This is a genomic window from Quadrisphaera setariae (assembly GCF_008041935.1).
In the GTDB taxonomy this organism is placed as follows: Bacteria; Actinomycetota; Actinomycetes; order Actinomycetales; family Quadrisphaeraceae; genus Quadrisphaera; species Quadrisphaera setariae.
Genome location: NZ_VKAC01000007.1, coordinates 47,488 through 73,113, shown reverse-complemented (window position 1 = coordinate 73,113; position 25,626 = coordinate 47,488). Strand labels below are relative to the sequence as shown.

Annotated in this window: 19 protein-coding genes and 1 pseudogene; 12 read left to right on the top strand and 8 right to left on the bottom strand. The window is 75.0% G+C overall.

Annotated features, from left to right (window positions below):
- Positions 1–3: 3 nt before the first annotated feature.
- The 4 genes from FMM08_RS12685 to FMM08_RS12670 all read right to left on the bottom strand — a co-directional run bounded on the left by FMM08_RS12685 (position 4) and on the right by FMM08_RS12670 (position 4,750).
- Positions 4–1,530 (bottom strand): protein adenylyltransferase SelO, encoded by a 1,527-nt coding sequence (locus FMM08_RS12685; RefSeq protein WP_147926747.1) that lies wholly within the window; start codon positions 1,528–1,530, stop codon positions 4–6.
- A 201-nt stretch (positions 1,531–1,731) separates the two neighbouring features.
- Entirely contained in the window at positions 1,732–2,613 is an 882-nt protein-coding gene (locus FMM08_RS12680; RefSeq protein ID WP_147926746.1) for an NAD-dependent epimerase/dehydratase family protein, read from the bottom strand.
- A 112-nt stretch (positions 2,614–2,725) separates the two neighbouring features.
- Positions 2,726–3,736, bottom strand: coding sequence for a diacylglycerol/lipid kinase family protein (locus FMM08_RS12675; RefSeq protein WP_147926745.1), 1,011 nt, complete (start codon positions 3,734–3,736; stop codon positions 2,726–2,728).
- A 120-nt stretch (positions 3,737–3,856) separates the two neighbouring features.
- Positions 3,857–4,750 carry an alpha/beta fold hydrolase gene (locus FMM08_RS12670; RefSeq protein WP_222710727.1) on the bottom strand — a complete coding sequence of 298 codons (894 nt, stop codon included), beginning with the start codon at positions 4,748–4,750 and terminating at the stop codon, positions 3,857–3,859.
- Between the two features lie 136 nt (positions 4,751–4,886).
- Between FMM08_RS12670 and FMM08_RS12665 the strand changes: the two are divergent.
- Positions 4,887–6,047, top strand: a pseudogene (locus tag FMM08_RS12665) (low temperature requirement protein A).
- On the opposite strand, the gene FMM08_RS12660 reads toward FMM08_RS12665, so the two are convergent.
- On the bottom strand, positions 6,033–6,992 hold the full coding sequence (locus FMM08_RS12660; RefSeq protein ID WP_187279736.1) for a LysR family transcriptional regulator: 960 nt from the start codon (positions 6,990–6,992) through the stop codon (positions 6,033–6,035). The pseudogene FMM08_RS12665 and the gene FMM08_RS12660 overlap by 15 nt on opposite strands.
- A gap of 97 nt (positions 6,993–7,089) precedes the next feature.
- Between FMM08_RS12660 and FMM08_RS12655 the strand changes: the two genes are divergently transcribed.
- On the top strand, positions 7,090–8,373 hold the full coding sequence (locus FMM08_RS12655) for an aspartate aminotransferase family protein (RefSeq protein WP_222710725.1): 1,284 nt from the start codon (positions 7,090–7,092) through the stop codon (positions 8,371–8,373).
- A gap of 35 nt (positions 8,374–8,408) precedes the next feature.
- Here FMM08_RS12655 and FMM08_RS12650 read toward each other — a convergent pair whose 3' ends face one another.
- Positions 8,409–8,936 carry a GNAT family N-acetyltransferase gene (locus FMM08_RS12650; protein ID WP_147926741.1) on the bottom strand — a complete coding sequence of 176 codons (528 nt, stop codon included), beginning with the start codon at positions 8,934–8,936 and terminating at the stop codon, positions 8,409–8,411.
- A gap of 144 nt (positions 8,937–9,080) precedes the next feature.
- Here FMM08_RS12650 and FMM08_RS12645 point away from each other — a divergent pair, with 144 nt between their 5' ends.
- The 4 genes from FMM08_RS12645 to FMM08_RS12630 all read left to right on the top strand — a co-directional run bounded on the left by FMM08_RS12645 (position 9,081) and on the right by FMM08_RS12630 (position 12,331).
- Positions 9,081–9,968 (top strand): DUF4397 domain-containing protein, encoded by an 888-nt coding sequence (locus FMM08_RS12645; RefSeq protein WP_147926740.1) that lies wholly within the window; start codon positions 9,081–9,083, stop codon positions 9,966–9,968.
- A complete protein-coding gene (locus FMM08_RS12640; RefSeq protein ID WP_147926739.1) occupies positions 9,965–10,735 on the top strand; it encodes a class F sortase in 771 nt (256 codons plus the stop codon). The genes FMM08_RS12645 and FMM08_RS12640 overlap by 4 nt, the downstream gene beginning before the upstream one ends.
- 62 nt (positions 10,736–10,797) lie before the next feature.
- Positions 10,798–11,400 carry an RNA polymerase sigma factor gene (locus tag FMM08_RS12635; protein ID WP_147926738.1) on the top strand — a complete coding sequence of 201 codons (603 nt, stop codon included), beginning with the start codon at positions 10,798–10,800 and terminating at the stop codon, positions 11,398–11,400.
- Positions 11,387–12,331, top strand: coding sequence for an anti-sigma factor (locus FMM08_RS12630; protein WP_147926737.1), 945 nt, complete (start codon positions 11,387–11,389; stop codon positions 12,329–12,331). Before FMM08_RS12635 ends, FMM08_RS12630 begins: the two co-directional genes overlap by 14 nt.
- Positions 12,332–12,523: 192 nt before the next feature.
- On the opposite strand, the gene FMM08_RS12625 is transcribed toward FMM08_RS12630, so the two are convergent.
- On the bottom strand, positions 12,524–15,502 hold the full coding sequence (locus tag FMM08_RS12625; RefSeq protein WP_147926736.1) for an FAD-binding and (Fe-S)-binding domain-containing protein: 2,979 nt from the start codon (positions 15,500–15,502) through the stop codon (positions 12,524–12,526).
- A 377-nt stretch (positions 15,503–15,879) separates the two neighbouring features.
- On the opposite strand from FMM08_RS12625, the gene add reads away from it, so the two are divergent.
- Both add and FMM08_RS12615 read left to right on the top strand, forming a co-directional pair.
- A complete protein-coding gene (gene add / locus FMM08_RS12620) occupies positions 15,880–16,962 on the top strand; it encodes an adenosine deaminase (protein WP_255472348.1) in 1,083 nt (360 codons plus the stop codon).
- Positions 16,959–18,317, top strand: coding sequence for an NtaA/DmoA family FMN-dependent monooxygenase (locus tag FMM08_RS12615; RefSeq protein WP_147926734.1), 1,359 nt, complete (start codon positions 16,959–16,961; stop codon positions 18,315–18,317). The genes add and FMM08_RS12615 overlap by 4 nt, the downstream gene beginning before the upstream one ends.
- Positions 18,318–18,392: 75 nt before the next feature.
- Here FMM08_RS12615 and FMM08_RS12610 read toward each other — a convergent pair whose 3' ends face one another.
- Entirely contained in the window at positions 18,393–19,943 is a 1,551-nt protein-coding gene (locus FMM08_RS12610) for a helix-turn-helix domain-containing protein (RefSeq protein ID WP_187279735.1), read from the bottom strand.
- 93 nt (positions 19,944–20,036) lie between these two features.
- Here FMM08_RS12610 and FMM08_RS12605 point away from each other — a divergent pair, with 93 nt between their 5' ends.
- The 4 genes from FMM08_RS12605 (at position 20,037) to FMM08_RS12590 (ending at position 25,591) form a co-directional block, all read left to right on the top strand.
- Positions 20,037–20,537, top strand: coding sequence for a nucleoside deaminase (locus FMM08_RS12605; RefSeq protein WP_147926732.1), 501 nt, complete (start codon positions 20,037–20,039; stop codon positions 20,535–20,537).
- Positions 20,534–21,910 carry a purine-cytosine permease family protein gene (locus FMM08_RS12600; RefSeq protein WP_147926731.1) on the top strand — a complete coding sequence of 459 codons (1,377 nt, stop codon included), beginning with the start codon at positions 20,534–20,536 and terminating at the stop codon, positions 21,908–21,910. The genes FMM08_RS12605 and FMM08_RS12600 overlap by 4 nt, the downstream gene beginning before the upstream one ends.
- A gap of 169 nt (positions 21,911–22,079) precedes the next feature.
- Entirely contained in the window at positions 22,080–23,771 is a 1,692-nt protein-coding gene (locus FMM08_RS12595) for an NAD-dependent malic enzyme (RefSeq protein WP_147926730.1), read from the top strand.
- Between the two features lie 71 nt (positions 23,772–23,842).
- Positions 23,843–25,591 (top strand): thiamine pyrophosphate-dependent enzyme, encoded by a 1,749-nt coding sequence (locus tag FMM08_RS12590; RefSeq protein ID WP_147926729.1) that lies wholly within the window; start codon positions 23,843–23,845, stop codon positions 25,589–25,591.
- The last annotated feature ends 35 nt before the right edge of the window (positions 25,592–25,626 follow it).

Below are 25,626 nucleotides of genomic sequence, written 5' to 3'. Positions count from 1 at the left end.
GGGTCAGGTGCCGCAGAAGGTGGTGTAGGGGCCGAAGGCGTCGGGGGCCGGCTCGGCGTAGCGCTCCCACCCGGTCCGCTCCACGTACGGGTGCGTCACGACCTCGACGAGGCGCTCCAGCGGCGCGAGGTCGCCGTCCGTCGCCGCGGCCAGCGCCTCCTCCACGAGGTGGTTGCGCGGGACGTAGACCGGGTTGGTCGCGTCCATCGCGGCGGCGTCGGGGGAGAGGACCAGCCAGCGGTCGGCCCAGGCGTCGAAGGCCTCCCGCGCCAGGAAGAGGTCGCGCGCGGGTGCGCCGCTGCCGGCTCGTGCCGCGTCGGCCAGGCGCCGGTACAGGCCGGTGTGGTCGACGTGGTCGGTCTGGGCCAGGCCCAGCAGGTCGGTGACGAGCTGGTCGACGGCGTCGTCGTCCCCAGCCAGGTGCGCGAGCCCGATCTTGCGGCGCATGCCGGCGCGCCACGCCCTCGCGAACCGGGGCCGGTACGCCCCCAGGGACTCCGTGGCGATGGCCACCGCGCGGTCGCTGCTGCCCTCGTCGTCGTCCTGCTCCTCCACGAGGAGGGGGAGGAGCGTCTCGGCGAAGCGGGCGAGGTTCCACTCCAGCACGCCGGGCTGCGCGCCGTAGGCGTAGCGGCCGGCGTGGTCGATGGAGGAGAAGGAGGCGGCCGGGTCGTAGGCGTCGACGAAGGCGCAGGGGCCGTAGTCGATGGTCTCGCCGGAGATCGTCGTGTTGTCGGTGTTCATGACGCCGTGGACGAAGCCCAGCAGCACCCACTGCGCGACGAGGTCGGCCTGGGCGGCGACGACGGCGTCGAGCAGGGCCTTCGCCTGGTCCTGCGGTGACCCCGCGGCCGCGGCCGCGGGGTGGTGGCGGGCGGTGGCGACGTCGGCGAGGCGGCGCAGCAGGCCGAGGTCGCCGGTGGCCCGGGCGTACTGGAAGGAGCCGACGCGCAGGTGGCTGCTCGCCGTGCGCGCGAGCACCGCGCCGGGCAGCACCACCTCGCGCTGCACGTCCCTGCCGGTGGCGACGACGGCGAGCGCGCGCGTCGTCGGCACGCCGAGGGCGTGCATGGCGCTGCTGATGACGTGCTCGCGCAGCATGGGCCCGACGGCGGCCAGGCCGTCACCGCCGCGGGACAGCGGCGTGCGCCCGGAGCCCTTGAGGTGGAGGTCGCGGACCTCACCGCTGCGGGTGGTCAGCTCGCCCAGGAGCAGTGCGCGGCCGTCGCCGAGGCGGGGGGAGTACCCGCCGAACTGGTGGCCGGCGTAGACCTGCGCCACCGGCTGAGCACCGTCGGTGACGTGCTCGCCGGTGAGGAACCGGACCCCGTCAGCCGTGCGCAGCCACGCCGGGTCGAGGCCCAGCTCGGCGGCGAGCGCCTCGTCGAGGACCAGGAGCTGCGGGTGCGGCGCCGGTGCGGCCTTCCACGGGACGGCCAGCTCGGGCAGCGCGTCGGCGAAGGCGTGCGTGAGGCGCGGCTCGCTCCCCGCGGGCGCGGAGGCGGTGGGCGTGGTCGCTGGAGCGCTCATCCCCTCCTCCAACGACCGCGCGCGCTGCCGCCTTCCCCGCGCGGCTCGGCAGTGTCAGGAGGAGGCCCAGCGGCAGGTCCTCAAGGCCGGATCCGGCCTTGAGGACCTGGCAGTGCAGGTGGACCTGGCACCGCGGTGTTCGCAACGTCCATGATCACGGGTGGTGGTGCTGGTGGCGTCCATGATCACGGAGGGAGGGCCTCAGGCGGTGAAGGAGCTCCGCCAGGAGTGCTGCGGCTCGTAGCCGAGCACCCGCCGGGCCTTCTCGATGCTCAGCAGCGTCTCGTGCTCGCCCAGCTCGCCGCGCACCTCGACGTCGGGGAAGACCTGCTCCATCAGCTCGGCCGAGGAGCGCTGCATGACCGTGTCGGCGTTGGCGATGATGAAGACGTCGGCGCCTGTGGTCTGCAGCTCCAGCGCCCTGCGCACCGCCTGGGCGCCGTCGCGGGCGTCGATGTAGCCCCACAGGTTCCACACGCGGGTGCCCGGGTCGGCGTCGTAGTCGGGGAACTCGGCGTACTGGTCGGGGTACATGACGTTCGAGAACCGCAGTCCGATGATCTTCGCCTCGGGGTCCCAGCGGCAGAACTGCACCGCCATCTCCTCCCCGAGCGCCTTGCTCAGCGAGTAGCTGGAGTTGGGCCGCGGGTGGTACTCCTCGTCGACCGGCGCGTACGGCGGCGGCTCCTCCTGGAACGGCAGCCCGAGCACCGTCTCCGAGGAGGCCCACACCACGTTGCGGACGCCCGCCGCGCGGGCGGCGGCGAACGCGCTGTAGGTGCTCATCATGTTGTTCTGGAACGTCACCGCGTCCGTGGCCAGGCCCGGAGCGGGGATCGCGCCGAGGTGGACCAGGGCGTCGACGCCGTGGCGGTGGTGCTCGTCCACGCCGAGCAGCGCCTCGAGCAACTGGCCGTGGTCGGCGAGGTCCGTCCTGAGGAAGCGGGCACCCTCCGGCAGGGCGCCCGGGCCGCCGGGCGGCGGGGCCTGGTCGAGGTTGACGACGGTGTGGCCGTGGGCGACCAGGTCGGCCACCACCACCCGCCCGAGCTTGCCGGATCCTCCGGTCACTGCGATGTGCACGGCTCCCACCCTGCCCGGTGCCCCTGGGGCGTGCACCACCGAGGTGCTGTGCGGCGGCTGTCGCCCGCCCCGCGCCCGACCGTGCCCGAGGTGGCGAGCAGCTCAGAGCGGCTCAGAGCCGCTCGGAGCCCTCGGACAGGTCGGCGCTGCGCTCGGGCTGGGGCACGCACAGCTCCAGCGCCCGCCGGTGCACGGTGATCGACAGCACCCGCGCCGGGTCGATGACGTCGCCGTCGAGCTCGCGGGGGTGCTCGCGGTCGGCGCGGACCACCACGCGGGAGGCGCGGTGCGCCTCCAGGTGGGGCACGTGCTCGTGGCGGCGCACCACGCCCCACGCCAGGCGCAGCCAGTGCAGGAGGCTGCGGGGAGCGAGGACGGCGACGTCGAGCTGCCCGTCGTCGGGGCTGGCCTGCTCCAGCAGCAGCACGCCGGCCTGCAGGCGCCCCACGTTGGCCACCACCACGCTGCGCGCGCGCCGCCGCAGCGGCGGCCGGTCGTCGAGCACGATCTCCAGGACCATGCTCCGGTCTCCCAGGTGCTTCAGCGCTGACAGCACGTAGGCGACCGGCCCGAGCGCGCTCTTGAGGCGCTTGTCGGCGTCGTCGAGCATCGCCGCGTCGAAGCCCATGCCGGCCATGACGGCGAAGGCGCTGCTGAACGGGGCGCCGCCGTCGTCGTCCTCGTCCGTGGGGGCGGCCACGCCGACGTCGATCTTCCGCCGGCCGCGCTCCAGCACCAGCCGCACGCCGGCGGTCGGGTCCTGCGGCACCCCGAGGTTCGTGGCGAGCAGGTTGCCGGTGCCGGCGGGGAGGATGGCGAGCGCGGTGGACGTGCCGGCCAGGCCCTCCACGCACGCCCGGACCGTGCCGTCGCCACCGCACGCGAACACCACGTCGAAGCCGTCGGCCGCCGCCTGGCGGGCCTGCTCGATCCCGGGACTGTCCGGCGTGGTCTCGATCCACTCCGGCGCGGGCCAGCCGGCGTCGGCGAGGGCGGTGTCGACGGCGGCGCGGCGCTGCTCGAGGTCGTCCACGCGGGCCGGGTTGACGACGACGGCGCAGCGCAGGGGCCCGTCCGGAGCCGACGTGGTGGCGTCGCGCGCGGCAGCGTCAGCGGTGGTCATGGGGGTCCTCACGGAGCGTGGTCTGCAGCAGCCGCACCGTTCTGGACGTCCGCGCCGACCATCCTGGCCGTCCCGCGCCGGGCCCGCCCGGTGGACCACCCGGGGAGACCCCGTCCGGGCTCAGGCGGGCAGGTGCGCGTCCAGCCAGGCGGTGACGTCGGCGGTGACCTCGTCGCGGTTGGTCTCGTTGACCAGCTCGTGGCGGGCGTCCGGGTAGAGCCGCACGGTCACGTCGGTCAGGCCCGCGGCCCGGTAGCGCTCGGCCAGCGCCGTGACGTTCCGGCCGCCGGGCCCGCCCACCGGGTCGCGGTCGCCCGAGACCAGCAGCAGCGGCAGGTCGGTGCGGATGCGCCCCAGCGCGGACGGGTCGGCGGTGCGCTGGGCGGTGGCGAGGATCCCCCCGAGGACGGCGTCCTCGGTGGCGAAGCCGCACAGCGGGTCGGCGACGTAGGCGTCCACCTCGGCGGCGTCGCGGCTGAGCCACTCGAAGCCGGTGCGCTGCTCGAAGCCGGCGTTGAACCCCGCCAGCCCCTCTCCGGCACCGGGGTCGGCGGCCAGGCCCTGGACCACCTCGATGAGCCCGTCGAGCGTCGTCGTGCCGGACAGCACCACCCCGGCGTACGGCACCGGTCCGGCGACCAGCACGTTCTGCAGGCACATCGACCCCAGGGAGTGGGCGAAGGCGAACAGGGGCAGGCCGCGGTGCTGGCGGGCCAGCTGGTCGCCGTAGGCGGCGGTGTCGGCGAAGAAGCCCTCCGCGCCGGGGGCGCCGAAGCCGCCCAGCGGCACCTCGGCGGAGACCGAGCCGCCGTGGCCGCGGGTGTCGGCGCCGGAGACCACGTAGCCGGCGGCGCCGAGGGCCCGGGCGAACCTGTCGTAGCGGCTGGTGTGCTCGGCCAGCCCGTGCACCAGCTGCACCACGCCGCGCGGGCGGCCCTCGACGTCGTCCCAGGTGGTGGTGGCCAGTGCGAGGCCGTCAGCGGGGGACGTGGTGCGGGCGGTGCGAGCGGGCACGGGGGCGACTCCTTCGTCGGGACGCGGCAGGTCCGGCTCATCATGGCGCCGCCTCCGCCGCCTGCCGCGCGCGCCTACCCTGCGGGCCGTGACGAGCCCCACTGGACCAGGGCGGACCCGGTTGCGCCTGGCGACCATGCGACCGCGCGACCCCCACGAGCAGGGCCGGTTGGCCAGCAGCCTGGAGCTGTTCTTCGACCTCGTGTTCGTGGTGGCGATCAGCGTGGCCAGCGTTTAGCTGCACCACGCCATCACCGGCGGCCACGCGCTGCAGGGGGTCGCCACCTACCTGCTCGTGTTCTTCGCCGTGTGGTGGGCGTGGATGAACTTCACGTGGTTCGCCACCACCTTCGCCGTCGACGACTGGCTCTACCGCGTCCTGACGGTGCTGCAGATGGCCGGTGTGCTCGTGCTGGCCGCCGGCGTGGAGCCCGTCTTCGACCGCGGCGACCTCCGCCTGCTCGTGCTCGGGTACGTCGTGATGCGGGTCGCGATGGTCGCGCAGTGGCTGCGCGCCGCCCGCACCGCCGGCCGGCTGCGTCGCACGGCGCTCACCTACGCGGTCGGCATCGCCGCGGTGCAGGTGCTCTGGGTGGGCGCGCTCGTGCTGCACGGGACGGCGCTGTGGGTGGCGGCGGGCGTGCTCGTCGTCGCCGAGCTGGCGGTGCCCGTGGTGGCCGAGCGCCGCGGGAACACCACCTGGCACCTGCACCACATCACCGAGCGGTACGGCCTGTTCACGCTGATCCTGCTCGGGGAGTCGCTGCTCGGCTCCGCCAACGCGATCATCGAGGCGCTCCACGACGAGCACGCCCTCGGCGCGCTCGTCTCGGTCTCGGTCCTCGTGCTCGTCAGCACGGCGGCGCTGTGGTGGGTGTACTTCTGGCCCCCGCACCACCGCGTGATCACCGACCTGCGCAGCTCGCTGCGGTACGGCTACGCGCACTACGCGGTCTTCGCGGCGGCCGGCGCGCTCTCCGCCGGCGTCGAGACGGAGATCAGCTCGATGACCGGGGAGTCGGGGCTCAGAGACCTCGGCACCTCGCTCACCGTGACCGTCCCCGTGGCGGTGTTCCTCCTCGGGGTGTGGTGGGTGGCGCTGCGCGCCAGCGCCGACCGCACGGTCCGGCTGGCCGTCCCGGTGGCCGCGCTGCTCGTGCTGCTCGACCCGCTGGTGCCCGTGCCGGTCACCCTCACCACGGTGGTGCTGGTGCTGCTCGTCGTGGTGCTCGTGGTGCACCCGCCGCTCAGCGCGCCGGGCGCCGCCGCCCGCGGGGCGGGGTCAGCGGAGGGCTGACAGGCCCGGCACCGGCGGGTGGTCGAGCAGCGCCTCCAGCACGGCGGCCACTCCCGCCCTCCGGCGCGCGCCCCGCCGCAGCACCGCCGCCACCTCGCGGTGCGCGGGCGCCGCCAGCTGCCGCACCGCCACGCGTCCGTCCTGCGGCACAGCCAGCGCCGGAAGCACCCCCACCGCCAGGCCCGCGGCCACGTGCTGCACGAGCAGCAGGTAGGTGCTGAAGCGCGCGGCCACCCGCGGGGCGAAGCCGGCGGCGCCGCACAGCCGCCGCACCTGGTCGTCCATGTACGAGCCGGGCCGGTCGCACGCCCACCACTCGTCCGCACACGCGGCGAGGTCCACCGGAGCGGTGGCGCTGCTCGCGCTCGGCGTCGTCTGCGGGGTCTGCGGGGTGGGCGCTTGGGCGAGCGGGTGGTCGGGCGGCAGCAGGAGCACCAGCGGGTCGGACCCGACGGGCACCACCTCGAGCTCGGCCGACCACGGGTAGCGCGGGTCGTCGGTGGTGGTCACCACCACGTCGGCGGTGTCGGTGAGCAGCGCACCCGGCGCCTCGTGCGGCTCGAGCTCCGCCAGCTCCACGTGCAGGCGCGGGTGGCTGACGCGCAGGGTGGCCACCGCGGGCAGGCACAGGGGCGCCACCGCGCTCTGGAACGCCGCCAGCCGGACCGTGCCGGTGGGCTCGCCGTCGAGGGCGTCCAGCTCGGCCCGCGCCGACGCCATGCCCGCCAGCAGGTCGCGCCCGCGCGCCGCCAGCACCCTGCCGGCCTCCGTCAGCCGCACCCGCCGCCCGGAGCGCTCCAGCAGCGGTGCCCGGACCTCCCGCTCCAGCGCCGCCAGCTGCTGGCTCACGGTCGACGGGCTCAGGTGCAGCGACTCCGCCACCGCCCGCACCGTGCCGAGCGCGTCGAGCTGCACGAGCATCCGCAGCTTCCACGGGTCGATCACCGCACCGATCATGCCAGCGCTGTGCGGCTCCGCCGAACAGCAGCGTCGAGCAGATCCGCTGGACGACGACGACCACCCGTCCCTAGCGTCACCGGGTGTGACGAACCTCCGCCCCCACGAGCAGCACCTGGTCCGCTACTCCGGCCGCGGCGGCTTCAGCCCGGAGCTCGTGGAGCGCGCAGCAGGCACCACGCTGGTCACCGCCAGCGGCCACGAGCTGCTCGACTTCACCTCCGGGCAGATGAGCGCGATCCTCGGCCACTCCCACCCGGAGGTCGTGGCCACCGTGCGCCGCCAGGTCGGCGAGCTCGACCACCTCTACTCCGGCATGCTCAGCCGGCCCGTCGTCGAGCTGGCCGAGCGGCTGGCCGCCACGCTGCCCGCACCGCTCGACAAGGCGCTGCTGCTCACCACCGGAGCCGAGGCCAACGAGGCGGCGCTGCGGATGGCCAAGCTCGTCACCGGCGGCCACGAGGTGCTGTCCTTCTCCCGCTCCTGGCACGGCATGACCGCCGGCGCCGCGGCCGCCACCTACAGCGCCGGCCGGCGCGGTTACGGGCCCGTCGCGCCGGGCAACCTCGCGCTGCCCGTGCCGCACCGCACGGGCGCGCCGCTGACCGAGGCCGAGTGGCGGGCCCAGCTCGACCTCGCCTTCGAGCTGGTCGACGCGCAGTCCGTGGGGGCGCTCGCGGCCTGCATCGTCGAACCGGTGCTGAGCTCCGGCGGCGTGCTCGACCTGCCGCCCGGCTACCTGGCAGCGCTCGCGGAGCGCGTGCGCGAGCGCGGCGGGCTGCTGGTGCTCGACGAGGCCCAGACGGGTCTGTGCCGCACCGGCGACTGGTACGCCTTCCAGCGCGACGGCGTGGTGCCCGACGTGCTCGTGCTGTCCAAGACGCTCGGCGCGGGGCTGCCGCTGGCCGCCGTCGTCGTCAGCGCCGAGCTGGAGGCCCGGGCCCACGAGCTGGGGTACCTCTTCTTCACCACCCACGTCAGCGACCCGCTGCCCGCGGCCGTCGGCGTGACCGTGCTCGACGTGCTGCAGCGCGAGGGGCTCGACGCGCGGGCCCGCGAGGTGGGCGGGCGGCTGCGGGACGGGCTGTCAGGGCTCGCGTCGGCGCACGCGTGCGTGGCGGAGGTGCGCGGCCGGGGGCTCCTGCTGGGGCTGGAGCTGGCGGGCGACCCCGACGGGCGCTGGACCGCCGACGAGCTCGGCGCCCGGGTGACGCGCCGCTGCTACGAGCTGGGCCTGCACGTGAACATCGTCCAGCTGCCGGGCATGGGTGGGACCTTCCGGATCGCGCCGCCCCTGACGGTGGCCGAGCACGAGGTGGACCGGGCGCTCGTGGTGCTCGACGAGGCCCTCGGAGACTGCGCCGCCTGAGCTGGCCCTGACCGAGGGGCGGCGCGCGGGGGACGTCAGGCCGGGTCGTGGTGCTCGTCGACGAGCTGGTGCAGGTGGTGGTCCTGCCACCGCCCGGCGATCCTCAGGTAGCGGGGCGCCGTCCCGATGCGGACGAACCCGTTGCGCGCCAGGACCGCCTGCGACGCGGTGTTGTGCAGGAGCGTGTCGGCCTGGAGCCGGTGGAGGTGCAGCTCGTCGAAGGCCAGCCGCACCGTCGCCGCGACCGCCGCGGTCGCCACGCCTCGACCCGTGTGCCCGGCGCCCACCCAGTAGCCGATCGACGCCGACTGGAACGCCCCGCGCACGACGTCGTTGACGGTGATCCGGCCGACCACCTCGTCGTCGTCGACGATGACCAGGGGGACGTGCGTGCCGGCGGTGTGCCGCTCGAGCAGCGCGGCGGTGGTCGCGCGCTGCGACGCCTCCGTGAAGAAGGAGTCCTCCCGCAGCGGCTCCCAGGGGGCGAGGTGCTCGCGGCTGCGGCGCAGGAGGTCGGTGATGGCGGGGACGTCGTCCTCGGTGACCAGCCGGACGGAGATCATCACGGCACGCTACTCGGCAGGTCGACGGCGGTGTGACGAGCGCCACAGGGGTTGTTCAGGAGTGGTGCATCCACGGGCGGGGTTCCGCGCGCAGTAGGGGCAGGAGCGTCGCGACGGGCGGCGCCCGGACCACGGAGGACCCTCGTGCGCAAGACCACCTGCACCGCCGCCGTCGCCACGACCGCTGCCGCCCTCGTGCTCGTCCCCGCAGCCGCCGCCTCCGCGGCCGGCGGCGCTGGCGGCACGGCGACCGTCAGCGTGCTGCACGCCGTGCCCGGCCTGACCGTCGACGTCTACGCCAACGGCTCCGAGCTCATCCCCGACTTCACCCCGGGCACGCTCACCGACCCGCAGCAGCTGCCCGCCGGCAGCTACGACCTCGCGGTCTTCCAGGCTGGCCAGCCCTCCACCGGCACCCCCGCCATCAGCGCGAACGACGTCGAGGTGCCGGCGGGGGCCGACGTCACGCTGGTCGCCCACCTCGACGCCCAGGGCCAGCCCAAGCTCACCCCGTTCGTCAACGACACCACCGCGGTGCCCGCTGGTGACGCCCGCGTCACCGTGCGCCACGTCGCGGCGGCCCCCGCGGTGGACGTCCGCGCCGGTGGTCAGCCCCTGGTGCAGGACCTGTCCAACCCGGACGAGGCCAGCGCCGAGGTGCCCGCGGGCACGGTCAGCGCCGACGTGGTGGCCACCGGCACCACGAACGTCGTCGCCGGCCCGACCGACCTGTCGTTGCCCGCCGGGACCAGCACGATCGTCTACGCCTGGGGCAACCCCACCGCCGGTGGGGTGCAGCTGGCCGTGCAGCGCATCGAGGACCTCGGTGGCGCCCCCGGTGGCGTCGCCGCGGGCACCGGCGGCTTGCTCGACGAGGGCGGCGCGCCCGCCTGGCTGGTGGCGACGTCCGCCGGGGCGCTCGGCGTGGCCGTGGCCGCTGGTGTGGGTGCCGCGGCGCTGCGCTCGCGCCGCACCGCGACCGTCACCACCGCCACCGGCACCGGCACCGGCACCGGCGACCGCGCGTTGTGAGCGCTCGGCCCGACCGCGGCGGCCGGGCCGGGCGCGCCCTGACGGCGGTGGCGGTGGGCGGCCTGGCCCTCGCCGCCACCGCCCCCGCGGCCTGGCTGCTCACCGGGGCGAGCAGCCAGGCCGCCCCCCTGGCCGGCGCGCTGCCCGAACCCTCGGCCAGCACGACGACGAAGAGCGCGCCGGCGCCCGCTGCTGCGCCGCCGTCGTCCTCGACGACCGCCCAGCCGACCGCCCAGCCGACCGCCCAGCCGACCGCCTCGAGCACGCCGGCCCTGCCACGTCTGGTCCCCTCCGACCCGGCTCCGGCCGTGGTCGTGACCACGCCGGCGCCGGTGCGCCTCCAAGTGCCGGCGCTCGGGGTCGACGCGCCGGTCGACGCCGTGGGGGCGGCCGAGGACGGCTCCGTCGTCGTCCCCGACGACGGCGCCCGCACGGGCTGGTGGGGCCCCGGTGCCGCGCCGGGGGACGGCGACGGGTCCGTGGTGCTGGTCGGGCACGTCGACACCCCCGCTGGCCCCGGCGCGCTGTTCCGGCTGCGCGAGTCCGAGGTGGGGCAGGACGTGGTGGTCACCGACGCCGCGGGCGAGCAGCACGTCTACCGGACCAGCGCGAAGGCCCAGTTCTCCAAGGCCGAGCTGCCCACCGCGGAGCTGTTCACCAGCGCCGGACCGGCGCGGCTGGTGCTCATCAGCTGCGGCGGGGCGTTCGACAGGGCCTCGCGCCACTACACGGACAACGTGGTGGTGGTCGCGGACCGGGTCTCGTGACGCGTCTCGTGACAGCTCGCGCTCAGCGCGCTGCCAGCCCCGGACCCGCTTAGCGTTCGAGGGTGGATCCGGTCGAGACCGCGGACGGAGCGCCCGGGGGCCGCGCCGCGCGCGACCGCGCCGTCGAGCTCGACTTCGCCGCCGGCCACGAGGAGGCGCTGGCCCGCGCCTACGAGAGGTGGGGCACGCTCGTGCACGGCCTGGCGGTCCGCGCGGTGGGACCCGTCGACGCCGACGACGTCACCCAGCAGGTGTTCATCAGCGCCTGGAAGGACCGCGACCGGTACGACCCCGAGCGCGGCCCTCTCGCCGGGTGGCTGGTGGGCATCACCCGCCACCGGATCACCGACGCCCTGCGCCGCCGGGCCGCGCTGCGCGAGCAGCCGTGGGACCCCACTCACCCCGACGGGCCACCTGCCGGGCCGGGGCCGGGGGCCGTGGTGGAGGGTGCTGACCGCAGCGTCGAGACCATCGACGTGCGCGAGGAGGTGGAGAGGTTGGAGCAGCCGCAGCGCCGCATCGTGGAGCTGGCGTACTGGGACGACCTCACCCACGCCGAGATCTCCCAGCGCACCGGCCTGCCGCTCGGCACCGTCAAGAGCCACCTGCGCCGCACGCTGGTGCGGCTGCGCGGACGCCTCGGAGGTGCCGGTGGCACCGCCTGAGCAGCACCCCGCCACCGACGAGCTGGCCATGGTGGCCGTCGCCCCCGACGACCCCCGCCTCGAGCGCGTCCGCGCCCACGTGCGCAGGTGCGCCGCGTGCGCGGAGGAGGTCGCGCAGCTGTCCGCCGCGGTGGCGCCCGGACCCAACGGCCCGGCGCGGCGGTTGCCCGCTCCGTCGGTGTGGGAGGGCATCGCCGCAGCGACCGGGGTGCGCTCCGCGCCGGACGAGGCAGCGGTGCTGCGCTCCCTCGACGACGGCGACGGCAGCGCCCGGTCCGGCTCCGCCGGGGCGCGCGCGGTCCCCGCGCCGGACCCGGTGGGGACGTCGCTCACCGCGCCCCCGGCCGGGACGGGGCAGACCACGCCGCCGTCGTCGTCCTCACCGGCGGTGCCGGGGCTGCCCGCCCAGCGCTCGCGGCAGCGCTGGTCGACGCCCGTGCTCCTGGGCGCCGCCGGGCTGGCGCTGGTGGTCGGGGCGACCTCGGGGGCCCTGGTCGCCTCCCGCACCCGCGACCCGGGTGCAGCCGTCAGCGACCCGGTGGCGGGCGCCGTCGTCGTCTCCACCGCCCAGCTGCGCCCGCTCGCCGCCGACCAGGGAGCGTGGACGGGCACCGCTGAGGTGGTCACCCGCGAGGACGGCCAGGGCCGACGCGTGCTCGTCAGCACCGAGGGCCTCCCGCCGGTGCAGGGCGCCGCCTACGAGGTGTGGCTGCTCGACGCCACCACCGGCGGGGTGGTCTCCCTCGGGGCGCTCGCCGAGGGCCGGAGCCCGCAGGGCGGCTACGTCCTGCCCGACGGCGTGGACCTGGCCCGGTTCAGCGAGGTGGACGTGTCCGCCGAGCCGCTCGACGGCCAGGCGGGGCACTCCGGGGTCAGCGAGCTGCGCGGCGCGCTCACCACCGACGCGACGGCGTCCACCGTCTCCGCCTGACGCACCTCAGCGTCCGCTCCCGCCCGCTTCCGCCCACCGGCACTGAGCCCGCCCAACCCCAGCGCGACGACCAGGCACCTGCGCGTCGCCTCCGGGGCGCCAGGGCTCTCATGAGGCGCTCAGGCGCGTGGTCGTGCGGGAAGGGCGTGCGCGGACTCCTCGGACGTCGTGAGGGGGTGGGGGGTGCAGGCGTCAGCGCTCCGGGGGCGTGCTGGGGAGGGCCTCGGCGAGCAGCTCCACGAGGTGCTTCGGGCGACGACCGGCCAGCGCGTCCGTCTGCGTGCGGCAGCTGAAGCCGTCCGCGACCACCGGCACCGCGTCACCGGCCTTCCGCAGCGCGGGCAGCAGCTGCTGCTCGGCCACGGCCACCGACACGTCGCGGTGGCCGGCCTCCGCGCCGAAGTTGCCGGCCAGGCCGCAGCACCCGCCGAGCTGCGTGGCGTCCACGCCCGCTCGGGCCAGGAGCGCCGCGTCGGCGCTGAAGCCCATGACGGCGTGCTGGTGGCAGTGCGGCTGCACCACGGCCTCGGTCTTCAGCTGCGGCGGCGTCCAGTCGGGGCGGTGCTCCGCGATGAGCTCGGCCACCGTCCGCACCCGGGAGTGCAGGGCGGCGGCGCGCGGGTCGTCGGGCAGCAGGCGGGCGGCGTCCTCGCGCAGCAGCGCGGTGCAGCTCGGCTCCAGACCGACCACCGGCATGCCGGCCAGCGCTCCGTCACGTCCGTCCAGGGCGTCCAGCGTCGCGGCCAGCTGGCGCTTGGCGCCGTCGAGCTGACCGGTGGAGACCCACGTGAGGCCGCAGCAGACCTTGGCCGTGGGCAGGTGCACGCGGAAGCCGAGGTGCTCGAGCAGCTTCACCGCGGCCACGCCGACCTGGGGGTCGAAGCCGTCGGTGAAGGTGTCGACCCACAGCACGACGTCGGTGACCGCCGAGGGTGGCGGAGTCCTGTGACCACGGTGAGAGGAGCGGAACCAGGAGCGGAAGGTCTGGCGGGCGAACGTCGGCACGGCCATCGACGGGTCGATGCCCACGGCCTTCATGCCCGCGCGCCGCAGGGGAGCCACCTTCGCGGCGACGTTGACGAGCGCCGGCAGCACCGGCTGGCCCAGCGCCACGAGGCGGGTCCAGCGCGGCAGCCACCCCAGCGCGTAGTGGTTCAGCGGGCGCCGCCGGCCGCGGTAGTGGTGGTCGAGGAACTCCGCCTTGTAGGTGGCCATGTCCACGCCGGCGGGGCAGTCGACCGAGCAGCCCTTGCACGACAGGCACAGGTCGAGCGACTCCCGGACCTCCTCCGAGCGCCAGCCGTCGGTGACGAGCGTTCCGTTGGCCATCTCCTGCAGCAGCCGTGCGCGGCCGCGGGTGGAGTCCTTCTCGTCGCGGGTGGCGATGTAGCTCGGGCACATCACGCCGCCCGAGCCGCTGGCCGGCTCCGCGCGGCACTTCCCGACGCCCACGCACCGGTGCACGGCCGCGGTGAGGTCGCCGCCGTCCGCGGGGTAGGCGAGGGACAGCGGGCGGGTGGGGGAGATCTCGACGGCGACGCGCGCCGCCGGCACGCGCAGGTCCGCCTCCAGCGGAGCCGGCTTCACCAGCACGCCGGGGTTCAGCAGCTCGGCGGGGTCGAAGGCGGCCTTGACCTCCTCGAAGGCGCGCAGCGCGTCGTCGTCGTACATGAGGGGGAGCAGGGCCGACCGGGCGCGGCCGTCGCCGTGCTCACCGGACAGCGACCCGCCGTGCGCGGCGACCAGGCGCGCGGCAGCGCGCAGGAACTCCCCGGACCTGTCCACCCCGCCCGGCTCGGACAGCGGCAGGTCGAGGCGCATGTGGATGCAGCCGTCGCCGAAGTGTCCGTAGGCGTGCCCGTCGACGCCGTGCGCTCCCATGAGCGCCTGCAGGTCGCGCAGGTAGGTCCCCAGGCGGGCGGGCGGCACGGCGGCGTCCTCCCAGCCCGGCCACGCGGGCGTGCCGGAGGGGGAGCGGCCGGCGTACCCGGCGCCGTCCTCGCGGATGCGCCACAGGGCCCGCGCCTGCGCGCGGGTGGGGATGATGACGTGCTCGCGGGTGCCGGAGGCCGTCACGAGCGCCGTGGCGCCGGCGAGGGCCTCGGCGTCGGTCTCCCCGCCGACCTCCACGAAGAGCCAGCCGTTGCCGTCGGGCAGCCCGTCCACATCCCCGCCGCGGGCGCGGACCACCTCGACCAGGCGCCGGTCGAGGCCCTCGACGGCGAGGGGGCCGTGCTCGAGCAGCGCGGGCGTGTGGTCCGCGGCGGTGGCCATGTCGGGGTAGCCGAGGACGACGAACGCCGTGGCCGGCGACTCCCGCACCAGCCTCACGCGCGCGCTGGTCAGCACCGCGAGGGTCCCCTCGCTGCCGGAGAGCAGGCGGGCGAGGTTGGAGCCGGTCGCATCACCGCGGCCGCTGTGACCGAGCGGGCCGCCGTGCTCGGGCAGCAGCGTCTCCAGGGCGTACCCGGAGACCTGCCGGCCGAAGGTGGCGAACTTCGTGCGGAGGGTCGCGAGGTGGCGGTCAGCGACGCCGCTCAGCGCGGTGACCAGCTCGGGCGGCGGCGCCGTCGTCGTCCAGCGGCGCCCAAGGCCGTCGACGACGTCGAGCTCCAGCACGTTGGCGCTGGTGCGGCCGTACGCGAGGGCATGGGAGCCGCAGGCGTCGTTGCCGATCATCCCGCCGATGGTGCAGCGGGCGTGGGTGCTCGGGTCGGGCCCGAAGCGCAGGCCGTGCTGGCGGGCGTGGCCCTGCAGCGCGTCGAGCACGATGCCGGGCTCCACCAGTGCGGTCTGGGAGGTCGGGTCGAGCTCGAGGACGCGGTTGAGGTGCACCGAGGTGTCGACGACGATGCCGGGGCCGCACGCGTTGCCCGCCACCGACGTACCGGCGCCGCGCAGGGTCAGCGGCACCGACTGGGCGCGGGAGACGTCGACGACGGCGGCCAGCTCGTCAGCGGAGCGCGGGAAGACGACGACCTGCGGCACCACGCGGTAGTTGGAGGCGTCGGAGGTGTACTCCGCGCGGCGACGGGTGGAGGCGTCGACCACGCCGTCGCCGTCCTTCGCGCCGAGGGCGGAGCGCAGGGCGCGCAGCAGGTCGGGGGTGGCCACCTGGGCCGCGCCGGCGCGGGGGGAGCCGTCGGCGGGCCTGTCGAGCTGGGTCGTCACGCGGTCATTCTCCCCGCAGCGCCGCGTGCTCCCGGTCCGCTGTGACCACCACCACCGTGATCATGGGAGTTGCGCTCGCCACCCCTCGTGATCATGGGAGTGGCGGACGCCACACCCCGTGATCATGGGAGTTGCGCACAGGCGGTCCGGAGCAGTGTCAGGGCAGGGCGCACCGTCAGCCTCTCGAGGCCGCATCCAGCCTTCACGGCTCGACGGAACGGGCCGTCCTGGCGGTGCCGTGCGTGTCACACCCATGATCACGGAGGTGCCTGTTGGCAACTCCCATGATCACGACGGGTCGTGTGTGCAACTCCCATGATCACGGTCGCAGGGGCGGGGAAACGAAGGCGAAACGCGGCGGTGCCACAGTCCGCCGGGTGAGCACCGAGGCGCTGCTGCCGGACACGTCCACCCCGCCCGAGCTCGAGCGGATCGTCAGGGGCCTGCCCAAGGTGTCCCTGCACACCCACCTCATCGGGTCCGTGCAGGCCACCACCGTCGTCGAGCTCGCGCGCAAGCACGGCGTCACCCTCGACGGCGGGCGCTCCACCGAGAACCTCTACGACCACGCCAGCTACGAGGAGCTCGGCGAGTTCCTCCGCGTGCTCGACGTCGTGGGTGCCGTCATCCGCGACGTCGACGACTTCCACCGCGTCACCTACGAGTCGTTGACCAGTGGTGGCGCGGACCACGGGGTGCTCTACCGCGAGATCATGCTCAGCCCGCCCGGTCATCCGGGTGTGCCGTACCGGACGATCCTCGACGGCGTCATCGCGGGGATGCGTGACGCGCGTGCGGACGCCGGCGTCGAGGCGAACCTCGTCGTCGCCATCAACCGCAACGACACCGCGGCCGCCGGCGTCGAGCTGGTCGAGCAGGTCATCGCCGACCGCCGTGACGAGGTGCTCGGCATCGGGCTCGACTACGACGAGACCGTCGGCCCGCCGGAGCGGTTCTGGAAGGCGTTCCGCCTGGCGGGAGAGGCGGGCCTGCGTCGCACCGCGCACTCCGAGAGCGGCCCGCCGCACCACGTGGAGACCATCCTCGACCTGCTCGGCGGGGAGCGGATCGACCACGGCTACCACGTGGTGGACGACCCCGCGATCACCGCGCGCTGCGCCGAGGAGCGGATCCCCTTCACGTGCACACCTGTCAGCTCCGACATCGGCAGGTACTCCGGGTCGGGAGACGGCTCGCACCGCCGCATCCGGGAGATGGTCGACGCGGGGCTGTGCGTGACGATCGACTCCGACGACCCGCCGATGTTCGGCACCGACCCCACCCACGACTACAGCGCCGTGGCCAGCGCCCTCGGGTACGGCCTGGACGAGCTGGCGGGGTTCACCCTCAACGCCGTCGAGGGCTGCTGGCTGGACGAGACCGACAAGGCCGCGCTGCGCGCCCGCGTGGTGGCCGCCGTCGAGGCGCTGCGTGCGCAGGTGCAGGGGGAGCGGGCATGACCAAGCAGCTGGTGCTCGGGGCGTTCGAGGTGGTGGCGCCGACGTTCCTGGCGAACTCGTGGCGCCACCGGCTGGCGCAGCCCGAGGGGTACGCCGGCCTGGCCCACTGGCAGCAGCTGGCCCGCCAGCTCGACGCGGGCGGCTTCGACTTCCTCTTCTTCGCCGAGGCCCTCGCCTACCCGATGACCGCTGACGGCGACGTGCCCGAGGTGGTGGTGCGCGAGGCGGTCCAGTTCCCCGTGCACGACGCACCGCTGCTGCTGTCGGGGCTGGCGGCCACCGTCGACCGGCTCGGCTTCGTGGTGACGTCGTCGACGACGGCGGAGCGCCCGTACCTGCTGGCGCGGCGGTTCTCCACGCTGGACCACCTCACGGGCGGCAGGGTCGGCTGGAACATCGTCACCTCCGACATGCAGGACGCGCTCGTGCGCCTGCTCGGTGAGCCCGCGGTGACAGCCCACGACGTGCGCTACGCCCGCGCCGACGACTTCGTCTCCCTGTGCCTGGCCCTGTGGGAGGAGGGGTGGGACGACGACGCGCAGCCCATGGACCGCCAGACCGGCGTCTTCAACGACCCCGCCAAGGTGCACCGGCTGCAGCACCGCGGCCCGTTCTTCAGCCTCGACGGCTACTACCCGGTCTCGCCGTCGCCACAGCGCACGCCCACCCTGTTCCAGGCGGGAGCCTCCCGGGCGGGCAAGGACTTCGCCGCGACCTACGCCGAGTGCATCTTCACGCAGGAGCGCTCGACGGAGGCGCTGGCGCGGCTCGTCGTCGACCTGCGAGACCGCGCCGAGGCCCGCGGGCGCCCGCGCGACGCGGTCAAGGTGGTCAACGGGCTGTCCGTCATCGTCGGAGCCACCGAGGCGGAGGCGCGTCAGCTGCGCGCCGAGCTCACCGCGGCTCCTTCCCGGGAGGCGATGGCGGCGCTGTTCCTCGGCTGGACCGGGGTCGACCTCACGCGGCTGGACCCGCGCGCCACCCTCGCGGAGGTCTCCACCGAGGTGGGCCAGAGCCTGCTGGCCCAGCACTCCGACCCGGGGACCACGGTCGGCGATGTGCTCGACGGGCTGCGGGAGACCATGGGCGGCTTCAAGGTGACGGGCACTGCGGAGCAGGCGGCGGACGAGATCGAGGCCATCGTCGAGGCGACCGACGTCGACGGCTTCCTCGTGGAGTTCACGTTCGGGGGCACCGAGTCCTACCGGGACTTCATCGCCGACGTCATGCCGCTGCTGCGAGCGCGAGGACTGCTGCCGCAGCAGCCTCGCCGGGGCACGCTGCGCGAGATGCTCACTGGCGCGGCGTCGCCGCACCTCCCGTCGACGCATCCAGGCCGCCGGGGGAGCTCATGATGGCCGCCGAGGACGACGTCGGAGAGTGCTCCGGAAGTCCATGATCACGGCCGGTCCAGTGCGCAGCGCCCATGATCACGGAGGGGGTGTGCGGGCGAGGCGGGCGGCCGCTGCGGCGACGAGCAGGGCGGCGTGGGCCTCGGGAGCGTCCAGGCGGTGGCCCAGCAGCTCCTCGACGCGCGCCAGGCGCTGGTAGACGGCCTGCCGCCCGACCTGCAGCTCCTCCGCGGTCCTTGACGGCGAGCCGCCGAGCCGCAGGTGCGTCTCGACGGTGCGCACCAGGTCGCTCCCGTGCCGGGCGTCCCAGCGGCGCAGGCCCTGCAGCGTGGAGTCGGCGAGGTCGGCCAGCGGGGCGCCGGCGTCGTGGAGGAGCAGCTCCAGCGCCCAGGCGCGCGCCGTGGTCACCGGGCCGGCGGTGCCCGGCGGGGGAGGGGCGCTGCTCAGCAGGGAGGACGCCGCCCGCGCCCGCGAGAGCGTCCACCGCCACCCCGCCGCGCCGCGGTCAGCGGTCACCGCGTCGCCCGCAGCGGCGCGCACGGGCGGTTCTCCGGCCCGGCGCCAGGCGGCGGTCACGGCGTCCGCGACCACGCGCACCGGGTCGGGCCGGTCGAGGGCGAACAGCCCGAGGACCTCCGCCCCGACGCGTCCCCGGAGCACCGTGCCGCCGGTGGTGCGGGCCGCGGCCTGCAGCAGCGACAGGCCGGACCGGCTCTCCGGGGCGTCCACGGCCACGCCGACGACGACGTCTCCCGCACCCGGGTGGAACCCCGCTGCGCCGGCTCGCACGAGGACGTCGGTGTCCGGCGACTCACCCTCCACGAGGTCGGCGAGCAGGCGCGCGGCGAGCTGGTCGGGGCGGCTGGGAGCGCCCCGACCGTGCAGCAGCTCCAGCCCCAGGGCGGGTGCCAGGCGCCGGAGGGCGACGTCGACGTCGTCGTCCGACGCACCGGTCGCTGCTGGAGCAGCGCCCGCCACGACGGCACCCCACCGGCGGCCTCGCACCACCACGTCCACCTGCTGCGCCGTCGGTGCGTCGACCACCTGCCACGCCGTGCGGTCGTCGGTGGTCCCCGCGGCGGAGACCAGCGCTCCTCCCGCCGAGACCAGCACCAGCGGGCGGTCCAGCAGCCGGCCCACCGCGGCGAGCAGGCCCGCGAGCCCGCGCTCCTCGGACTGCGCGTTCTCGACGGCCGCGGTGACCCGCTCGGAGAAGCGCAGCCGGGTGGTGCTGCCGTCGACGATGAGGGTGTTGAGCACCTCGGAGATGCGGATGAAGGGCACGACCTCCCGCAGCACCACCAGCGGCAGCCCGCGCCGGGCGGCCTCGTCGGCCATCTCCACGGGGAGAGCGGGCAGAGAGCGCCCCACCTCGACGGCGAGCGCCGCCAGACCGCGGGCGGCGAGGTCGCGCACGTAGTGCCTGCGGGCGCCCGCGTCGGCCCCGACGACCCCCAGGCCCGTGGTCAGCAGCAGCTCCCCGCCGGTGAGCAGCGGGCCGATCTCGTAGATCTCGCTGGAGTGCACCCACCGCACCGGCACGTCCAGGTCGACCCCGGGGGTGAGCAGCTCGGGCGCAGCAGCGCTGACCACCGGGTGCTCCAGCGCGCCGCGCAGAGTGAGAGCCACGAGACCAGCGTACGCAGCGTCGCAGATCAGCGGCCCCGTAGATGACGCTGCGTCCATGACGCCACGCGCGGGTGCTCTGGTGGGGTGACCGCCATGAGCACCACCGCTGCCCCGTCAGCCCTCACGGGCTCCGCCGGGCTCCCCCTCGACGTCGCCGCCCTCCTCGACGTCGCCGTCGCCCAGGCCCGGAAGGGCGCGGGCGAGGGCGGCGTGCCCATCGGCGCCGCCCTCTTCACCCTCGACGGACAGCTGCTGGGCGCCGGCCACAACCGTCGCGTCCAGGACGACGACCCCTCGGTCCACGCCGAGACCGACGCCTTCCGCAACGCCGGTCGCCGCGCCGGCTACCGCGACACGGTCATGGTCACCACACTCTCCCCGTGCTGGTACTGCAGCGGCCTGGTCCGCCAGTTCGGCATCGGCCACGTGGTGGTGGGAGAGAGCGCCACCTTCACCGGCGGTCACGACTGGCTGGCCGAGCACGGGGTCTCGGTGACCGTGCTCGACGACGAGCGCTGCAAGGAGCTCATGCAGCGCTTCATCTCCGAGCGCCCCGACGTGTGGTTCGAAGACATCGGAGAGGACCTCCCGTGACCGCTGCGCCCGCCACCGACACCTCCACCCGCCCGCCGGCCGCCGCCACCGAGGCGCTGGAGAAGCGCTCCACGGAGACCATCCCGCTCGCGGAGCGGCGCGGACGCCCGCTCAACCTCGCGTGGACGTGGAGCGCCCCCAACCTCGAGTTCGCCACGATCTTCGTGGGCGTCCTGTCGACCCTCGTCTTCGGGCTGACCTTCTGGCAGGCCGCCGCCGCGATCGTCCTGGGCAACGCGCTCGCGGCCCTCTCCCACGGCGTGCTGTCCGCCCGGGGACCGAGGGTCGGCGTGCCCCAGATGGTGCTCGGCCGGATCGCCTTCGGGTACCGCGGCAACATCGTCCCCGCCACCCTCATGTCGGTGATGGCGGGCTTCGGCTGGTTCGCCGTCAACAGCGTCTCGGCCGCGTTCGCGCTGGCGGCGCTGACAGGCCTGGCGCCGGTGGTCTGCCTGGTCGGGGTGGTGCTCGTGCAGATCGGCGTCGCCGCCCTCGGCCACGACCTCGTGCACCTCTTCGAGCGGTACGCCGTCATCGTGCTGGCGGTCGTCTTCGCCGTCGTCGCGGTGATGACGTTCGCCGCGGCCGACTACTCCGCGGCGCCCGCGACGCCGGGCGGGCTGGCCGGCTTCATCCTCGCCACGGCCACGGCGTGGGGCTACAGCGCCGGGTGGAACCCCTACGCCACCGACTACACGCGGTACCTGCCGCTGGGCGCCGGGCGCGCGGCCGGCTGGGCCGCCGCGGTGGGCCTGTTCGTCTCCACGACCGTGCTCATGCTCGCCGGTGCGGCCTCCGTCTCGATCCCCGGCGCGACCAGCGACAACCCCACGGAGGCGTTCACCTCGCACCTGCCCGGCGCGGTCGCCCAGGTCACGCTCCTGGCGATCGCGCTCGGAGCGATCTGCGCGAACATCCTCAACGTCTACTCCGGCTCGATGTCCTTCCTCGCCATGGGGTTCACCTCGCTGGCCGAGCGCCGCGCCGTGGTGCCGCTGGCCTTCGGGGTGGTCGGGTTCTTCCTGGCGTGGGCGGGGCTGGCCGACGCCGGGCACGCCTACGAGTCGTTCCTGCTGGTCATCTCCTACTGGATCGCGCCGTGGCTGGCGGTGGTGCTGGTCGACCAGTGGGTGCGGCGCGGCCAGGACGTCTCTCCCGCCCTCCACGACCGGGGGTGGAAGAACGCCTCGGGCGTGGTGGCGCTGTCCGTCGGCACGGTGGTGTCCGTGCTCCTGTTCGCCAACCAGGAGGCCTACGCCGGTCCGGTCGCCACCGCGCTGCCCCAGCTGGGAGACCTCACGGCGCTGGTCGGCTTCGTCATCGCCGGGGTGCTCTACCTGGTGCTGCCGCGCCGCCCCCTCCGGACGGTGTGACCGGAGGGGCACCTCCCGCGCCCGCGGTGGGCACACCCCCCGCGGGCGCGTCGTGACGGAGGGTGTGCGCCGGAGGAGTTGTGTTCGTTGTGTCCACGCCTCGGGGTGCGATCCGGGATGACGCGGGGATGATCGCCATCGGCAACTGTCGGCGATCTGGGAGACACCCGTGGGAGACACCGCCACTTCTTCGTCGACGACAGCGGGCCTGCAGCTCCTGCAGGACCCCCTGCTCAACCGCGGCACCGCCTTCACCGAGGCCGAGCGAGACGAGCTCGGCCTGCGCGGTCTGCTGCCGCCGCAGGTGGAGACCATCGAGCAGCAGGCGGACCGCGCCTGGCGGTCCGTGGAGGCCGTCGAGGGCACCTCGGCCACCTCCCGCCAGCTGGCGCAGCACATCACCCTGCGCCAGCTGCAGGACACCAACGAGGTCCTCTTCTACGAGGTGCTCTCGCGCCACGTCGAGGAGGCGCTGCCGCTGGTCTACACGCCCACGGTCGGAGCGGCGTGCCAGCGCTTCAGCCAGATCTACCGCCGTCCGCGCGGGCTGTTCGTCTCCTACCCCGACCGCCACCGCCTGCGCGAGGTGCTGCGCAACCGTCCCCGGGCCGAGGTCGACGTCATCGTCGTCACCGACGGCCAGCGCATCCTCGGGCTGGGCGACCAGGGCGTGGGCGGGATGGGCATCCCGATCGGCAAGCTGTCCCTCTACACCGCCATCGGCGGCATCGACCCCGCCCGGACGCTGCCGATCGTCCTCGACGTCGGCTGCGACGACGACGACCTGCGCGACGACCCCTTCTACCTGGGCTGGCGCCACCCCCGCGTCACGGGTGAGGAGTACGAGGAGTTCGTCGACGCCTTCGTCGCCGCGGTGCGCGAGGAGCTGCCCGGCGTCCTGCTGCAGTGGGAGGACTTCGCCAGCAAGAACGCGCTGCCGATCCTCGACCGGTACCGCGACCAGCTGCTCACCTTCAACGACGACATCCAGGGGACCGCCGCGGTGGTCGCCGGAGCCATGACGGGCGCGGCCTCGGTGAGCGGCACCTCGTTGCGGGAGCAGCGCGTCGTCATGGTCGGCGCCGGGTCGGCCGGCATCGGCGTGTGCGACCGCCTGGTGCAGGCGATGGTGGCCGACGGCGCGACCGAGGACGACGCCGTCGCCGCCGTGCACGTCCTCGACGTCGGCGGACTGCTGGTGGAGGGCCAGGCGGGGCTGACGCCGGCGCAGGCCCGCTACGCCAAGAGCGCCGAGCAGCTGGCCGGGTGGGGGGTGGACGTCGAGCGCCGCAGCGAGCTGGACCTGCTCACCGTGGTGCGGAACGTGGAGCCGACGGCCCTCATCGGCCTGTCCTCGGCGCACGGGATCTTCACGCGCGAGGTGATCACGGAGATGGCCTCCCACGTCGAGCGGCCGATCGTCTTCCCGCTGTCCAACCCCACCTCCCACGCCGAGGCCGAGCCGCAGGACCTGTCCGACTGGACCGACGGGCGCGCCCTGGTGGCCACCGGCTCCCCGTTCCCGCCGGTCGAGCAGGACGGCGCCAGGCGGCGCGTGGCCCAGTGCAACAACGTCTACGTCTTCCCGGCGGTGGGTCTGGGCGTGGTCGCTAGCCGCGCCACCCGCGTCACCGACGCGATGCTCCTGCAGGCCGCCCTCGCGCTGGGGGAGCAGTCACCGGTGCGCCACGACCCGGGCGGTGCGCTGCTGCCCGAGGTCGCCGACATGCCGACCGCAGCGGTCGCCATCGCCGAGGCCGTGGCGCGCCAGGCCGTCGCCGACGGCGTCGCCCCGGAGGCCACCGACGAGGAGGTGGCCGCCGCCGTGCGCGCTGCGCGCTGGACCCCCGCCTACCGCTGACCCGACCCTCCTCCGGCTTCCCCGGCAGTCCCGTCCCCACCCCCACCCCCACCCACCGACAGAGAGGCCCCATGTCCCACACCGCAGCCGACCAGCTCGTCGACCTCCTCCTGCACGCCGGGGTGCAGAGGGTCTACGGCATCGTCGGAGACTCCCTCAACGCCTTCTCCGACGCCGTCCGCCGGCGCGGGGGCGCCGCCGAGGGCGGCATCGACTGGGTGCACGTCCACAACGAGGAGGCCGCGGCCTTCGCCGCGTCCGCCGAGGCGCAGCTCACCGGCCGCCTCGCCGTCTGCGCCGGCAGCTGCGGGCCGGGCAACACCCACCTCATCCAGGGCGTCATGGACGCCCACCGCTCGGGGGCCCCGGTGCTGGCCATCGCCTCGCACATCCCCTCCAGCCAGGTGGGCACCGGCTTCTTCCAGGAGACCGACCCCAAGACGCTGTTCGCGCAGGCGGCCCACTACTGCGAGGAGGTCGCCCACCCCGAGCAGCTGGAGCGCCTGGTGCGCCTGGCCGCGCAGAACGCGCTCGGCAGGGGCGGCGCGTCGGTGCTCGTGGTCTCCGGGGACGTCCTGTCCGCCCCGGCGGCGCCGGCGAAGGGGCTGGGCGCGCTGGTCACGGGCCGCCCCTTGGCGGTGCCGCGTCCCGAGGAGGTCGAGGAGCTGGCCGGGCACGTCCAGCGGTCCGACAAGGTGGCGATCTTCGCGGGCATCGGCGCCGCCGAGGCCCGCGACGACGTCATCCGGCTGGCCGGACTGCTGCAGGCCCCGATCGGGCACAGCCTGCGCGGCAAGGACGCGTTCGGCTACGACAACCCCCACGACGTCGGCATGAACGGCCTGCTCGGGTACGGCGGCTGCTACAAGGCCCTGCACGACGCCGACCTCGTGCTGCTGCTGGGCACCGACTTCCCCTACGAGGACTTCCTGCCCGGGGCCCGGACCATCCAGGTCGACCTCGACCCCGCGCGCCTGGGGCGCCGCACGCCCCTGGTGCAGGGTATCGCCGCCGACGTCGGCGCCACGGTGCGGGCGCTGCTCGAGCGCGTTCCGCAGCGTGCGCAGCGGAGCTTCCTCGACGAGGCCCTGCACCGCACCGAGAGCGCTGTCGACGGGCGGCTGGCCGCCTACACCTCCGAGGACCAGCGCGGCGGACCGCTGCACCCCGAGCTGGTGGCCACCGTGCTCGACGAGCTCATGGCCGAGGACGCCGTGGTGACCGCTGACACCGGCATGTGCTGCACGTGGACGGCGCGCTACCTCACCCCCAACGGCTCACGCCGGTTCATCGGCTCGTGGGTGCACGGGTCGATGGCCAACGCGCTGCCGATGGCCATCGGCGCGCAGGTCAGCCACCCGGGGCGCCAGGTCGTCTCCTTCAGCGGTGACGGCGGCCTCGCCATGCTGCTCGGGGAGCTGCTCACGGTGAAGCTGCACCAGCTGCCGGTCAAGACGGTGGTCTTCAACAACTCCAGCCTGGGCATGGTGCGCCTGGAGATGCTCGCCGCCGGGGACCCGCCGTTCGAGACCGACCACGACGCCGTCGACTACGCCGCCATCGCCGCGGGGGCGGGAGTGTTCTCCCGTCGGGTCGAGCGCGCCGAGGACCTGCGCTCCGCCGTCGCGGAGGTGCTGGCCCACCCCGGTCCGGCGCTGCTGGACGTGGTGACCACCGCCGACGCGATGTCGATGCCCTCGCACACGACCGTGGGACAGGCCAAGGGCTTCGCGCTGTCGCTGGGGAAGATGGTGCTCGCCGGCGGCATCAGCGACGCCGTGCGGGTGGCCCGCACCAACGTCCGGCTGGCGCGCCCCTGACCTCCTGGCAGTCCGCCCGCCCCTCCTGCAGCACG

Excerpts from the sequence above, each read along its gene's own strand:
- FMM08_RS12650 (WP_147926741.1), bottom strand. The coding sequence starts at position 8,936 with ATGATCTCCGTCCGGCTGGTCACCGAGGACGACGTCCCCGCCATCACC.
- FMM08_RS12675 (WP_147926745.1), bottom strand. The coding sequence starts at position 3,736 with ATGACCACCGCTGACGCTGCCGCGCGCGACGCCACCACGTCGGCTCCG.
- FMM08_RS12685 (WP_147926747.1), bottom strand. The coding sequence starts at position 1,530 with ATGAGCGCTCCAGCGACCACGCCCACCGCCTCCGCGCCCGCGGGGAGC.
- FMM08_RS12605 (WP_147926732.1), top strand. The coding sequence starts at position 20,037 with ATGAGCACCACCGCTGCCCCGTCAGCCCTCACGGGCTCCGCCGGGCTC.
- FMM08_RS12615 (WP_147926734.1), top strand. The coding sequence starts at position 16,959 with ATGACCAAGCAGCTGGTGCTCGGGGCGTTCGAGGTGGTGGCGCCGACG.
- FMM08_RS12590 (WP_147926729.1), top strand. The coding sequence starts at position 23,843 with ATGTCCCACACCGCAGCCGACCAGCTCGTCGACCTCCTCCTGCACGCC.